15 protein-coding genes are annotated in these 12,494 nt (G+C 64.0%); all 15 read left to right on the plus strand.

What is annotated here, in order from left to right:
* Position 1 precedes the first annotated feature (1 nt).
* Positions 2-787 carry a serine O-acetyltransferase gene (gene cysE, locus ACNFG0_RS04920; RefSeq protein ID WP_416764138.1) on the plus strand — a complete coding sequence of 262 codons (786 nt, stop codon included), beginning with the start codon at positions 2-4 and terminating at the stop codon, positions 785-787.
* A 168-nt stretch (positions 788-955) separates the two neighbouring features.
* The gene (gene iscR, locus ACNFG0_RS04925; RefSeq protein WP_084858491.1) at positions 956-1,447 is read left to right on the plus strand and encodes a Fe-S cluster assembly transcriptional regulator IscR; all 492 of its coding nucleotides are present in this window, start codon (positions 956-958) and stop codon (positions 1,445-1,447) included.
* Positions 1,448-1,489: 42 nt separating this feature from the next.
* Positions 1,490-2,704 carry an IscS subfamily cysteine desulfurase gene (locus ACNFG0_RS04930; protein WP_084858490.1) on the plus strand — a complete coding sequence of 405 codons (1,215 nt, stop codon included), beginning with the start codon at positions 1,490-1,492 and terminating at the stop codon, positions 2,702-2,704.
* Positions 2,705-2,750: 46 nt separating this feature from the next.
* On the plus strand, positions 2,751-3,137 hold the full coding sequence (gene iscU / locus ACNFG0_RS04935) for a Fe-S cluster assembly scaffold IscU (RefSeq protein ID WP_084858489.1): 387 nt from the start codon (positions 2,751-2,753) through the stop codon (positions 3,135-3,137).
* A 39-nt stretch (positions 3,138-3,176) separates the two neighbouring features.
* On the plus strand, positions 3,177-3,500 hold the full coding sequence (gene iscA / locus ACNFG0_RS04940) for an iron-sulfur cluster assembly protein IscA (protein ID WP_084858488.1): 324 nt from the start codon (positions 3,177-3,179) through the stop codon (positions 3,498-3,500).
* Positions 3,501-3,508: 8 nt separating this feature from the next.
* Positions 3,509-4,030, plus strand: coding sequence for a co-chaperone HscB (gene hscB, locus ACNFG0_RS04945; protein WP_416764139.1), 522 nt, complete (start codon positions 3,509-3,511; stop codon positions 4,028-4,030).
* 43 nt (positions 4,031-4,073) lie between these two features.
* Entirely contained in the window at positions 4,074-5,936 is a 1,863-nt protein-coding gene (hscA, locus tag ACNFG0_RS04950; protein ID WP_196143653.1) for a Fe-S protein assembly chaperone HscA, read from the plus strand.
* A gap of 3 nt (positions 5,937-5,939) precedes the next feature.
* Positions 5,940-6,281: an ISC system 2Fe-2S type ferredoxin gene (fdx, locus tag ACNFG0_RS04955; RefSeq protein WP_134689986.1), complete on the plus strand. Its 342-nt coding sequence runs from the start codon at positions 5,940-5,942 to the stop codon at positions 6,279-6,281.
* A 9-nt stretch (positions 6,282-6,290) separates the two neighbouring features.
* Complete coding sequence (iscX, locus tag ACNFG0_RS04960; protein WP_196143652.1) at positions 6,291-6,491, plus strand: Fe-S cluster assembly protein IscX; 201 nt, start codon at positions 6,291-6,293, stop codon at positions 6,489-6,491.
* Between the two features lie 87 nt (positions 6,492-6,578).
* Positions 6,579-7,010 carry a nucleoside-diphosphate kinase gene (gene ndk / locus ACNFG0_RS04965; RefSeq protein ID WP_023382208.1) on the plus strand — a complete coding sequence of 144 codons (432 nt, stop codon included), beginning with the start codon at positions 6,579-6,581 and terminating at the stop codon, positions 7,008-7,010.
* Positions 7,011-7,034: 24 nt separating this feature from the next.
* Positions 7,035-8,180, plus strand: a complete 1,146-nt coding sequence (gene rlmN, locus ACNFG0_RS04970; protein WP_196143651.1) for a 23S rRNA (adenine(2503)-C(2))-methyltransferase RlmN — start codon at positions 7,035-7,037, stop codon at positions 8,178-8,180.
* 12 nt (positions 8,181-8,192) lie between these two features.
* Entirely contained in the window at positions 8,193-8,954 is a 762-nt protein-coding gene (pilW, locus tag ACNFG0_RS04975; protein WP_416764140.1) for a type IV pilus biogenesis/stability protein PilW, read from the plus strand.
* On the plus strand, positions 8,951-10,036 hold the full coding sequence (locus ACNFG0_RS04980; protein ID WP_416764141.1) for a RodZ domain-containing protein: 1,086 nt from the start codon (positions 8,951-8,953) through the stop codon (positions 10,034-10,036). Before pilW ends, ACNFG0_RS04980 begins: the two co-directional genes overlap by 4 nt.
* Positions 10,037-10,039: 3 nt before the next feature.
* Positions 10,040-11,149 carry a flavodoxin-dependent (E)-4-hydroxy-3-methylbut-2-enyl-diphosphate synthase gene (ispG, locus tag ACNFG0_RS04985; RefSeq protein WP_084854595.1) on the plus strand — a complete coding sequence of 370 codons (1,110 nt, stop codon included), beginning with the start codon at positions 10,040-10,042 and terminating at the stop codon, positions 11,147-11,149.
* A gap of 24 nt (positions 11,150-11,173) precedes the next feature.
* Complete coding sequence (gene hisS, locus ACNFG0_RS04990; protein WP_416764142.1) at positions 11,174-12,463, plus strand: histidine--tRNA ligase; 1,290 nt, start codon at positions 11,174-11,176, stop codon at positions 12,461-12,463.
* The last annotated feature ends 31 nt before the right edge of the window (positions 12,464-12,494 follow it).

The raw sequence follows: 12,494 nt of genomic DNA on the forward strand, positions 1-12,494 counted from the left end.
GATGTTCGAACGTCTGCGCGAAGATATCCAAAGCGTATTCCATCGCGACCCGGCGGCGCGCAATGCCTTCGAGGTGCTGACCTGCTACCCGGGCATGCATGCCATCTGGCTGCACCGCCTGGGCCATGCCCTGTGGGTGCGTGACTTCAAGTGGCTGGCGCGCCTGGTGTCGAATTTCGGTCGCTGGCTGACCGGCATCGAGATCCATCCCGGTGCCACCATCGGTCGGCGCTTCTTCATCGACCACGGCATGGGCATCGTCATCGGCGAGACCGCCGAGATCGGTGACGACGTCACCCTGTACCAGGGCGTGACCTTGGGCGGCACCAGCTGGAACAAAGGCAAGCGCCACCCGACCTTGGAAAACGGCGTGGTGGTCGGTGCCGGGGCCAAGGTTCTCGGCCCGTTCACCGTCGGTGCCGGGGCCAAGATCGGTTCCAACGCCGTGGTGACCAAGGCGGTGCCTGCCGGTGCCACGGCGGTGGGGATCCCCGGGCGGATCATCGTCAAGGCCGAAGATAACGAGGTCGAGGCCAAGCGCAAGGCCATGGCCGAGAAGATCGGCTTCGATGCCTACGGCGTCAGTGGCGACATGCCCGACCCGGTGGCCCGCGCCATCGGCCAGATGCTCGACCACCTGCAGGCGGTCGACGAACGGCTCGAGGGCATGTGCGGTGCGTTGACCAAGCTGGGCAGCGACTATTGCGGCAAGGAACTGCCGGCACTGCCCGAGGAAGACTTCGTCGAGGTCAAGCAAGCCGCGCAGAGCGACACCCAGGCGCATTGATTACGGCGCGGTGAGATATGGGGCGTGTGCTCACGCCCCTGGTCTGTTAGACTCGCGCCCGCCTCCCCGATGCATACCCGACTAAAGCACTAGGTCTAATAGTTGACTTAAATGCTCGGGAATCGCATACTCGCACACATCCTGTAACTCCCGTGGTACCCAATAGCCATGCGACTGACTACCAAAGGCCGATATGCCGTGACCGCCATGCTTGACCTGGCGTTGCATGCGCAGCATGGGCCGGTGTCTTTGGCCGACATTTCCGAGCGCCAGGGCATTTCCCTTTCCTATCTGGAACAGCTGTTCGCCAAGCTGCGCCGTGGCAGCCTGGTTTCCAGCGTGCGCGGTCCGGGCGGTGGCTACCAGCTGTCGCGTGGCATGGAAACCATCCAGGTGGCCCAGGTCATCGACGCGGTCAACGAATCGGTCGATGCCACCCGTTGCCAGGGCCTGGGGGACTGTCACGCCGGCGACACCTGCCTGACCCACCACTTGTGGTGCGACCTCAGCCAGCAGATCCACGAGTTCCTCAGCGGCATCAGCCTGGCCGATCTGGTCGAGCGCCGCGAGGTGCAGGAAGTCGCCCATCGCCAGGACCTGCGCCGCGTCTCGGGCCGTACCGCCCGGATGGACAAGATTGAGACGTCCGCCGTCGACTGATAGCAGCGACGAGCGACGCCACCGCCTGATAGGAGATACCCAATGAAGTTGCCGATCTACCTCGATTACTCCGCGACCACTCCGGTCGATCCGCGCGTCGCCCAGAAGATGGCCGACTGCCTGCTGGTCGACGGGAACTTCGGTAACCCGGCCTCGCGTTCCCACGTGTTCGGCTGGAAGGCCGAGGAAGCCGTCGAAAACGGTCGTCGCCAGGTTGCCGAGCTGATCAACGCCGACCCGCGCGAGATCGTCTGGACCAGCGGTGCCACCGAGTCCGACAACCTCGCCCTCAAGGGCGTGGCGCACTTCTATCAGACCAAGGGCAAGCACATCATCACCTCCAAGATCGAGCACAAGGCGGTCCTGGACACCGCTCGCCAGCTCGAGCGCGAAGGTTTCGAAGTCACCTACCTCGAGCCCGGCGAAGACGGCATCGTCACCCCGGCCATGGTCGAGGCGGCCCTGCGCGAAGACACCATCCTGGTCTCGCTGATGCACGTGAACAACGAAGTCGGCTCGATCAACGACATTGCCGCCATCGGTGAACTGACCCGCTCGCGCGGCGTGCTGTTCCACGTCGATGCCGCCCAGTCCGCCGGCAAGGTCGAGATCGACCTGCAGAAGCTGAAGGTCGACCTGATGTCGTTCTCGGCGCACAAGGTCTATGGCCCGAAAGGCATCGGCGCGCTGTACGTCAGCCGCAAGCCGCGCGTACGCCTGGAAGCCATCATCCACGGCGGTGGCCATGAGCGCGGTATGCGTTCGGGCACCCTGCCGACCCACCAGATCGTCGGCATGGGCGAGGCCTTCGCCATCGCCAAGCAGGAAATGGCCGCCGAGAACGTGCGCATCAAGGCCCTGAGCGACCGCTTCTTCGAACAGGTTTCCAACCTCGAAGAGCTGTACGTCAACGGCAGCCGCACTGCCCGCGTGCCGCACAACCTGAACCTGAGCTTCAACTACGTCGAAGGCGAGTCGCTGCTGATGTCGCTCAAGGACATCGCCGTATCGTCCGGCTCGGCCTGCACCTCCGCTTCGCTCGAGCCGTCCTACGTGCTGCGCGCCCTGGGCCGCAACGACGAGCTGGCGCACAGCTCGATCCGCTTCTCCTTCGGCCGCTTCACCACCGAGGAAGAAGTCGATTACGCCGCGCAGAAAGTCTGCGAGGCGGTGAACAAACTGCGCGAATTGTCGCCGCTGTGGGACATGTACAAAGACGGCGTCGACATCTCCAAGATCGAGTGGGCCGCCCACTAAGCAGTCGCCAGCAAGAGCGGCTCCCTGATGAGGAAGGAATTGCACCATGGCATACAGTGAAAAGGTCATCGACCACTACGAAAACCCGCGCAACGTCGGCAAGATGAACGCCGACGACCCGGATGTCGGTACCGGCATGGTCGGCGCGCCGGCCTGCGGCGACGTCATGCGCCTGCAGATCAAGGTCAACGAGCAGGGCATCATCGAAGATGCCAAGTTCAAGACCTACGGCTGTGGCTCGGCCATTGCCTCCAGCTCCCTGGCCACCGAGTGGATGAAGGGCAAGACCCTGGACGAAGCCGAGACCATCAAGAACACCCAGTTGGCCGAAGAACTGGCGTTGCCGCCGGTCAAGATCCACTGCTCGGTACTCGCCGAAGATGCCATCAAGGCTGCTGTGCGCGACTACAAGCAGAAGAAAGGCTTGGTCTAAGACGCTTGTGCGCTAACTGAAGTTGAGGAAAGAGTTCCGATGGCTATCAGCATGACAGAAGCCGCCGCCAACCACGTGCGGCGTTCCCTCGAAGGGCGCGGCAAGGGCGAGGGCATTCGCCTGGGCGTGCGCACCACCGGCTGCTCGGGCCTGGCCTACGTGTTGGAGTTCGTCGATGAAGTGGCGGCCGAAGACCAAGTCTTCGAGAACCACGGCGTGAAGGTCATCATCGACCCCAAGAGCCTGGTCTACCTCGACGGCACCGAGCTGGACTTCGTCAAGGAAGGGTTGAACGAAGGCTTCAAGTTCAACAACCCCAACGTGCGCGGTGAATGTGGCTGCGGCGAAAGCTTCAATGTCTGAGGCTTGACGTGGGTACTCCTTGCCATTTCGCCCTGTTTGACCTGCAGCCCGGTTTCCGCCTGGACCTCGACAAGCTGGCCACGCGCTATCGCGAGCTGGCCCGTGAGGTCCATCCGGACCGCTTCGCCGATGCCTCCGAGCGCGAACAGCGTCTCGCGTTGGAGAAGTCCGCGGCTCTCAACGAGGCCTATCAGACCCTGCGCAGCGCCCCGCGGCGTGCCCGCTACCTGCTGGCCATCGGTGGCCACGAAGTGCCCCAGGAAATCACCGTCCACGACCCGGACTTCCTGCTGCAGCAGATGCAGTGGCGCGAAGAGCTCGAAGAGCTGCAGGACGAAGCCGACCTCGACGGTGTCGCTGTCTTCAAGAAGCGCCTGAAAGCCGCCCAGGAGACGTTGAACGAGGATTTCGCCGCCTGCTGGGATGTGGCTGCCGAGCGTGACAGGGCAGAGCGCCTGATGCGCCGCATGCAGTTTCTCGACAAGCTCGCCCAGGAAGTGCGCCAACTCGAAGAGCGCCTCGACGATTAACCCCGGCGTTGCACGTGACGACGCCTAAGGTACTCAGATAAGCATGGCCCTACTGCAGATCGCCGAACCCGGTCAAAGCCCCCAGCCACACCAGCGCCGCCTGGCGGTGGGGATTGACCTGGGCACCACCAATTCCCTGGTCGCTGCCGTGCGCAGCGGTCGCAGCGAGCCGCTGCCCGATGCACAAGGTAATGTCATTCTGCCTTCGGCGGTACGTTACCTCGACAGCGGCATCGACGTAGGCCTGGCTGCCCGCGAGGCGGCCTCCAGCGACCCGCTGAATACCGTCCTGTCGGTCAAGCGCCTGATGGGGCGTGGCCTGGCCGATGTCAAGCAACTGGGCGAGCAGCTGCCGTACCGCTTCGTCGGTGGCGAGTCGCACATGCCGTTCATCGACACCGTCCAGGGGCCAAAGAGCCCGGTGGAAGTGTCCGCCGACATCCTCAAGGTGTTGCGCCAGCGTGCCGAGGAAACGCTCGGTGGCGAGCTGGTGGGTGCGGTGATCACCGTGCCGGCCTATTTCGACGACGCCCAGCGCCAAGCTACCAAGGACGCCGCGCGCCTGGCCGGCCTCAACGTGTTGCGCCTGCTCAACGAGCCGACCGCGGCCGCCGTTGCTTATGGCCTGGACGAGAAAGCCGAAGGTGTGGTGGCCATCTATGACCTGGGTGGCGGCACGTTCGACATTTCCATTCTGCGCCTGACCGCGGGCGTGTTCGAAGTACTGGCCACCGGTGGCGACACCGCCCTGGGCGGCGACGACTTCGACCACGCCATCGCCGGCTGGATCGTCGAGCAGGCCGGGCTGTCGTCCGACCTCGACCCCTCCGCCCAACGCCAACTGCTGCAGGCCGCCTGCGCCGCCAAGGAAGCCCTGACCGACGCCGACGTGGTCAGCGTGCGCCACGGCGCCTGGCAGGGCGAGCTGACCCGTGCCGGTTTCGAGGCCCTGATCGAGCCCTTGATCGCCCGCAGCCTGAAGGCCTGCCGCCGCGCCGTTCGCGACAGCGGCGTCGAGCTCGAAGAGGTCGGCGCCGTGGTGATGGTTGGCGGCTCCACCCGCGTCCCGCGTGTACGGGAGGCGGTAGGTGGGCTGTTCGGCCGTACCCCGCTGACCTCGATCGACCCGGACCAGGTGGTAGCCATCGGCGCCGCGATCCAGGCCGATACGTTGGCCGGCAACCGCCGCGAGGGTGGCGAATTGTTGTTGCTGGACGTCATCCCGCTGTCCCTGGGGCTCGAGACCATGGGCGGGCTGATGGAAAAGGTGATCCCGCGCAATACCACCATCCCGGTGGCCCGCGCCCAGGAGTTCACCACTTATAAAGATGGCCAGTCGGCCATGATGATCCACGTCCTGCAGGGCGAGCGCGAGCTGATCAGCGACTGCCGTTCCCTGGCGCGTTTCGAACTGCGCGGCATTCCAGCCATGGTCGCTGGTGCTGCGAAGATCCGCGTCACCTTCCAGGTCGATGCCGACGGCCTGCTCAGCGTGTCGGCCCGCGAACTGGGCTCGGGCGTGGAATCGAGCATCCAGGTCAAGCCGTCCTACGGCCTGACCGATGGCGAAATCGCCCGCATGCTCAAGGACTCCTTCGAGCATGCCGGCTCCGACAAGCAGGCGCGCCAGCTGCGCGAGCACCAGGTGGACGGCGAGCGGCTGCTCGAGGCGGTGCAGGGCGCCCTGGATGCCGATGGCGAGCGTTTGCTCAGTGCCGAGGAGCGCGAGGCGATCGAGTTCCAGATGCAAGAATTGCGTGATTTGCTCACCGGCACCGATGGCGCGGCCATCGAGCAGCAGACCAAGCGTCTGTCGCAGGTGACCGATGCTTTTGCCGCCCGTCGCCTTGATTCGACGGTCAAAGCCGCACTGGCCGGGCGCAACCTGAATGAGATCGAGGAGTAACCGATGCCCCAGGTGATTTTCCTGCCGCACGAGAAGTTCTGCCCGGATGGGCTGGTGGTAGAGGTGGAGCCAGGCACCAACATCCTGGAATTGGCCCACGAGCATCACATCGAGATGGAAAGCGCCTGCGGTGGCGTTTGCGCCTGCACCACCTGCCACTGCATCGTCCGCGAGGGTTTCGACTCGCTGGAAGAGGCCGATGAGCTGGAAGAGGATATGCTGGACAAGGCCTGGGGCCTGGAAGCGCAATCGCGCCTGGCCTGCCAGGTGATCGTCGGCGATGAAGACCTGACGATCGAAATCCCCAAATACTCGCTCAACCACGCCGCCGAAGCGCCGCACTGAGGTTCCAGCATGAGCCTGAAATGGATTGATGTACTTGAGATCGCCATCCAGCTTGCGCAAAGCAAGCCGGAGGTCGATCCTCGTTATGTGAATTTCGTCGATTTGCACCGCTGGGTGCTGGCCTTGCCAGAATTCAGCGACGATCCGTCACGTGGCGGTGAGAAAGTGCTCGAGGCCATCCAGGCGGCCTGGATCGAAGAAGCCGACTGAGCGTCACCTGCAGGTTAGGCAATCCCCTGGAACCCGCGTATAATTCGCGGGTTTAATTTTTCGCAACACTCAATTTTGGAGTTATCCATGGCTGTTCAACGTACCTTCTCCATCATCAAGCCTGACGCCGTTGCCAAGAACGTCATCGGCGAGATCACCACTCGCTTCGAAAAAGCCGGCCTGCGCGTCGTCGCTTCGAAGATGAAGCAACTGTCCAAGGCCGAGGCCGAAGGCTTCTACGCTGAGCACAAAGAGCGCGGCTTCTTCGCCGACCTGGTTGCCTTCATGACTTCCGGCCCGGTCATCGTTCAGGTTCTGGAAGGCGAAAACGCCGTCCTGGCCAACCGTGAGCTGATGGGCGCCACCAACCCGAAAGAAGCTGCTGCCGGCACCATCCGCGCCGACTTCGCCGTTTCCATCGACGAGAACGCTGTTCACGGTTCCGACTCGGAAGCTTCGGCTGCCCGCGAAATCGCTTACTTCTTCTCCGCTACCGAGCTGTGCGACCGCATTCGCTAAGCGAAGCAGGTCTTGGGTGATTCCATGAGTGACATGACTGGCAAGATCAACCTGTTGGGCCTGACCCTGCAGGAAATGGAAAAATTCTTCGAGTCCATCGGAGAGAAGCGTTTTCGTGCCGGTCAGGTCATGAAATGGATTCACCACTTTGGCGTCGATGATTTCGCCGCCATGACCAATGTCGGCAAGGCCTTGCGCGAAAAGCTCGAGGCCGTTGCCGAGATTCGGGGCCCGGAGGTGGTCAGCGAAGACATTTCCGCCGACGGTACCCGCAAGTGGGTGGTCCGCGTTGCCTCCGGCAGCTGCGTCGAGACCGTCTACATCCCCACCGACGACCGCGGCACCCTGTGCGTCTCGTCGCAAGCTGGCTGCGCCCTGGACTGCAGTTTCTGCTCCACCGGCAAGCAGGGCTTCAACAGCAACCTCACCGCCGCCGAAGTGATCGGCCAGGTGTGGCTTGCCAACAAATCCTTCGGTACCGTCCCGGCCAAGATCGACCGCGCCATCACCAACGTGGTCATGATGGGCATGGGCGAACCGCTTTTGAATTTCGACAATGTCATCGCCGCCATGAAGATCATGATGGAAGATCTGGGCTATGGCATTTCCAAGCGCCGCGTCACGCTGTCCACCTCGGGCGTGGTGCCGATGATCGACGAACTGGCCAAGCACATCGACGTGTCGCTTGCGCTGTCGCTGCACGCACCGAACGACGAGCTGCGTAACCAGCTGGTTCCGATCAACAAGAAATACCCGCTCAAGGTCCTGCTGGACTCCTGCATGCGCTACATGTCCACCCTCGGGGGCAAGCGCGTGCTGACCGTCGAGTACACTCTGCTCAAGGACGTCAACGACCAGCCCGAGCATGCGGCCCAGATGATCGAGCTGCTGCGCGACGTGCCGTGCAAGATCAACCTGATCCCGTTCAACCCGTTCCCGCATTCGGGCTACGAACGGCCGAGCAACAACGCTATCCGTCGTTTCCAGGACCTGCTGCACCACGGTGGTTTCAACGTCACCACCCGTACCACCCGCGGCGAAGACATCGACGCTGCCTGTGGCCAGTTGGTGGGCCAGGTCATGGACCGTACCCGTCGTAGCGAGCGCTACATCGCCGTGCGTCAGTTGAACGCCGAGGCGGAGCTCCAAGACAACGCCGTGCGCCACTGACAGGACCCGGCCATGACCCTGCGCACTGCGCTGTCGATCCTGACGCTTACGCTGCTGGCCGGCTGCGTGTCCGGTGGTGCGGTTGACCCACTGGCCAGTCGCCAGGGGCGGGCGGACGCAGGGCGGGCCTACGTGCAGTTGGGCCTGGGTTATTTGCAACAAGGTTTGACCGGGCAGGCCAAGGCGCCGCTGATCAAGGCCCTGGCCCTCGACGGTAATGACGCCGATGCCCACGCCGCCCTGGCCCTGGTATTCCAGGCCGAAGGCGAGCCGACCCTGGCCGAGACGCACTTTCGCAAGGCCCTGTCGGCCCGCCCGAGCGATACACGAATTCGCAACAATTACGGCAGTTTCCTTTATGCTCAGGGGCAATTTCGCCAGGCCCAGCAGATGTTTCGCCAAGCCGCGGCCGATACCCTGTATCCTGAGCGCTCGCGGGTCTACGAGAACCTCGGCCTGGTCGCCCTGAAGCTCGAGCGTCGCGACCAGGCACGCGAGTACCTGGGCAAGGCTCTGCAACTCGACCCGCGGCAACCGAAAGCGTTGCTGGAAATGGCTGAGTTGTCCTACGAAAACAGGCATTATGTGCCGGCCCGGGACTACTACGATCGTTTCAGCCAGCTGAGCGACGCGAACGCCCGGAGCCTGCTGTTGGGCAGCCGCCTTGCCAGGGCCCTGGATGAGCCTGGCACCGTGGCCGAGCTGGGCCAGCAACTACAACGACTTTATCCCGGTACGCCGGAATATCAGCAATACCTGTCGGAGCAACGATGAAAGCCGCGCACCCCGAAGTAGCAGCAGCGACTCGCCAGAATCCCGGTGAGGTCTTGCGCCAGGCCCGCGAGAACCGGGCGTGGTCGCAAGCCGAGGTGGCCCGCAAGCTCAACCTCACGGTCAGTTCGTTGAACAACCTGGAAAACGGCGCCTTCGACAAGCTGCCGGGGCATACCTTCGCCCGCGGCTATATCCGTGCCTACGCCAAGCTGATGGACATGGACCAGGCACCGCTGGTCGAGGCCTTCGACCAATACACCGGCACCCATGCCAAGGGCAGCGAGGTCCATTCGCTGGGCCGCATCGAAGAGCCGGTGCGTCTTTCCCACAATATTCTGCGCGGTGTCAGCCTGTTGCTGCTGGTGGTCGTGGTCGGCGGCGGCTTCTTCTGGTGGCAGGACCAGAACAGCCTGCGCGGCAAGGACCTGGCCAAGATGGCCCTGGAGCACGTCGAGGTCGAGAGCGCCGACGGCACCACCCAGATCCACCCGCTGGATGAGCCGGAAGACCAGGCCGTGACCGCAGGCCAGCAGCCTGAAGCCGCTGCGCTGCCGCTGGAGCAGGCTGAGAACGCCGCTGCGACAGAGGCAGGCAGCGCCAGCGAAACGCCGGTCGAAACGCCTGCGCCTGCCACCACGCCTGCGCCTGCCGTGCCTGCCGTGCCTGCAGTAGCCCCGGCCGAACCTGCAGCCCCGGCGGCCTCGACGCCACCGGCTACCCCGGTCGCGCCCGTCGCCACCGCGCCAGCTGCTGCCGCGCCCGTTGCCCCGGCAACCCCGGTTGCACCCGTTGCCACTGCCGCCGCCAACACTCAGGTCACCCCGGCAGAAATCCCCGCCGGCAGCGGCAAGGTACAGATCCAGTTCACCGCCGATTGCTGGACCCAGGTCACCGACGGCAACGGCAAGGTGCTGTTCAGCGCCATCAAGCGTAAGGGCGACAGCCTTGACCTGAGCGGCAAGCCGCCGTTCGCAGTGCGCCTGGGCTTCGCCCGCGGCGCCCAGGTCAGCTACAACGGCCAGGCGGTCGACGTAGCTCCGTTCACCAGTGGCGAGACCGCTCGCCTGAAGTTGGGACAGTAAGTCATGCACGGCGAATCTCCGATCAAACGTCGCGAATCCCGGAAGATCTGGGTCGGCAATGTGCCGGTGGGCGGTGATGCCCCCATCGCGGTGCAGAGCATGACCAACACCGACACCAATGATGTCGCGGCCACCGTGGCGCAGATCCAGCGCCTGGTCGATGCCGGTGTCGATATCGTCCGCGTCTCGGTGCCGGACATGGACGCCGCCGAGGCGTTCGGCCGTATCAAGCAGCAGGTCAGCGTACCGCTGGTTGCCGACATCCACTTCGACTACCGCATTGCCCTGCGCGTGGCCGAGTTGGGCGTCGACTGCCTGCGCATCAACCCGGGCAACATCGGCCGCGAAGACCGCGTGCGCGCGGTGGTCGATGCTGCCCGTGACCGCGGCATCCCGATCCGCATCGGTGTCAACGCCGGCTCCCTGGAAAAGGACCTGCAAAAGAAATACGGCGAGCCGACCCCGGCTGCACTGGTGGAATCTGCCCTGCGCCACGTCGAGCACCTCGACCGCCTGGACTTCCAGGACTTCAAGGTGAGCGTCAAGGCCTCCGACGTGTTCATGGCCGTCGAAGCCTACCGCCTGCTGGCCAAGCAGATCGTCCAGCCCCTGCACCTGGGCATCACCGAAGCCGGTGGCCTGCGTTCGGGGACGGTGAAATCCGCCGTCGGCCTCGGTATGCTGCTGGCCGAAGGCATCGGCGATACCATCCGCATTTCCCTGGCTGCCGACCCGGTCGAGGAAGTGAAGGTCGGCTACGACATTCTCAAGTCGCTGCACCTGCGCTCGCGTGGCATCAACTTCATCGCCTGCCCGAGCTGCTCGCGGCAGAACTTCGATGTGGTCAAGACCATGAACGAGCTGGAAGGGCGCCTGGAAGACCTGTTGGTACCGATGGATGTGGCCGTGATCGGCTGCGTGGTCAACGGCCCGGGCGAAGCCAAGGAGTCCCATGTGGGCCTGACCGGCGGCACGCCGAACCTGGTCTACATCGATGGCAAGCCGTCGCAGAAGCTGACCAATGACAACCTGGTCGATGAGCTGGAAAAACTCATCCGCCAGAAAGCGGCCGAAAAGGCCGAGGCCGACGCGGCGCTGATCGCCCGTGGCTGATACCCAGATTCGTAAGGATTTTCCGTGAGCAAATCGCTGCAAGCCATCCGTGGCATGAACGACATCCTGCCCGAGCAGTCGCCGCTGTGGCGCTACTTCGAGGGCACCGTGGCCGGCCTGCTGGACACCTACGGCTACAGCCAGATCCGCACGCCGATCGTCGAGTTCACCGAGCTGTTCAAGCGCTCCATCGGTGAAGTCACCGACATCGTCGAAAAAGAGATGTACACCTTCGAGGACCGCAACGGCGACTCGCTGACCCTGCGCCCCGAAGGCACTGCAGCCTGCGTGCGCGCCGTGCTCGAGCATGGCATCACCGGCAACGGCCAGGTGCAGAAGCTCTGGTACATCGGCCAGATGTTCCGCCACGAGCGCCCGCAGAAAGGCCGCTACCGCCAGTTCCACCAGATCGGCGTCGAAGTGTTCAACCTGGAAGGGCCGGACGTCGATGCCGAACTGATCATGCTGACCTGGCGCCTGTGGGGCCTGCTGGGCATCCAGGATGCGGTCAAGCTCGAGCTCAATAGCCTGGGCACCAGCGAAGCCCGCGCGCGCTACCGCGACGCGCTGGTCGAATTCCTGTCGGCTCGCCTCGAGCAACTGGACGAAGACAGCCAGCGCCGCCTCAAGAGCAACCCGCTGCGCATCCTCGACAGCAAGGACCAGGGTACCCAGGCGGTACTGGTCGACGCACCGAAGCTCGAGGACTATCTGGACGAAGAGTCCCGCGTGCACTTCGAGGGCCTCAAGGCCCGCCTGGACGCCGCTGGCATTCCGTTCGTGATCAACACCAAGCTGGTTCGTGGCCTGGACTACTACAGCAAGACCGTGTTCGAGTGGGTCACCGAAAAGCTCGGCGCCCAGGGCACCGTCTGCGCCGGTGGCCGCTACGACGGCCTGGTTGAGCAGATGGGCGGCAAGCCGACCCCGGGCGTGGGCTTCGCCATGGGCATCGAGCGCCTGATCCTGCTGCTCGAGACCCTGGGCAAGGTCCCCGAGTCCATCAGCCGTCAGATCGACGTGTACCTGTGCGCCTTCGGCGAGCAGGCCGAACTCGCTGGCCTGCGCCTGTCCGAAGCCCTGCGCGATCGCCTGTCGGGCCTGCGCCTGGCAGTCAACGCCGGTGGCGGCAGCTTCAAGAGCCAGTTCAAGAAGGCCGACAAGAGCGGGGCGCTGTTCGCCCTGATCCTCGGTGACGACGAGCTCGCGCAGCGCGTGGTCGGCGTCAAGCCCCTGCGTGGCCAGGGCGAACAACAGAACATTGCCTGGGATGCTCTGGCCGAGCATCTGCAAGCCGCTCTCGCCCAGGCGTGAAGCGGACCAACCAGCCGAATTGCTGAAAAGG

Source organism: Pseudomonas sp. NY15372 (genome assembly GCF_048068215.1).
Taxonomy (GTDB): Bacteria; Pseudomonadota; Gammaproteobacteria; order Pseudomonadales; family Pseudomonadaceae; genus Aquipseudomonas; species Aquipseudomonas guariconensis_A.

Excerpts from the sequence above, each read along its gene's own strand:
- cysE (WP_416764138.1), top strand. The coding sequence starts at position 2 with ATGTTCGAACGTCTGCGCGAAGATATCCAAAGCGTATTCCATCGCGAC.
- iscR (WP_084858491.1), top strand. The coding sequence starts at position 956 with ATGCGACTGACTACCAAAGGCCGATATGCCGTGACCGCCATGCTTGAC.
- ACNFG0_RS04930 (WP_084858490.1), top strand. The coding sequence starts at position 1,490 with ATGAAGTTGCCGATCTACCTCGATTACTCCGCGACCACTCCGGTCGAT.
- iscU (WP_084858489.1), top strand. The coding sequence starts at position 2,751 with ATGGCATACAGTGAAAAGGTCATCGACCACTACGAAAACCCGCGCAAC.
- iscA (WP_084858488.1), top strand. The coding sequence starts at position 3,177 with ATGGCTATCAGCATGACAGAAGCCGCCGCCAACCACGTGCGGCGTTCC.
- hscA (WP_196143653.1), top strand. The coding sequence starts at position 4,074 with ATGGCCCTACTGCAGATCGCCGAACCCGGTCAAAGCCCCCAGCCACAC.
- fdx (WP_134689986.1), top strand. The coding sequence starts at position 5,940 with ATGCCCCAGGTGATTTTCCTGCCGCACGAGAAGTTCTGCCCGGATGGG.
- iscX (WP_196143652.1), top strand. The coding sequence starts at position 6,291 with ATGAGCCTGAAATGGATTGATGTACTTGAGATCGCCATCCAGCTTGCG.
- ndk (WP_023382208.1), top strand. The coding sequence starts at position 6,579 with ATGGCTGTTCAACGTACCTTCTCCATCATCAAGCCTGACGCCGTTGCC.
- rlmN (WP_196143651.1), top strand. The coding sequence starts at position 7,035 with ATGAGTGACATGACTGGCAAGATCAACCTGTTGGGCCTGACCCTGCAG.
- pilW (WP_416764140.1), top strand. The coding sequence starts at position 8,193 with ATGACCCTGCGCACTGCGCTGTCGATCCTGACGCTTACGCTGCTGGCC.
- ACNFG0_RS04980 (WP_416764141.1), top strand. The coding sequence starts at position 8,951 with ATGAAAGCCGCGCACCCCGAAGTAGCAGCAGCGACTCGCCAGAATCCC.
- ispG (WP_084854595.1), top strand. The coding sequence starts at position 10,040 with ATGCACGGCGAATCTCCGATCAAACGTCGCGAATCCCGGAAGATCTGG.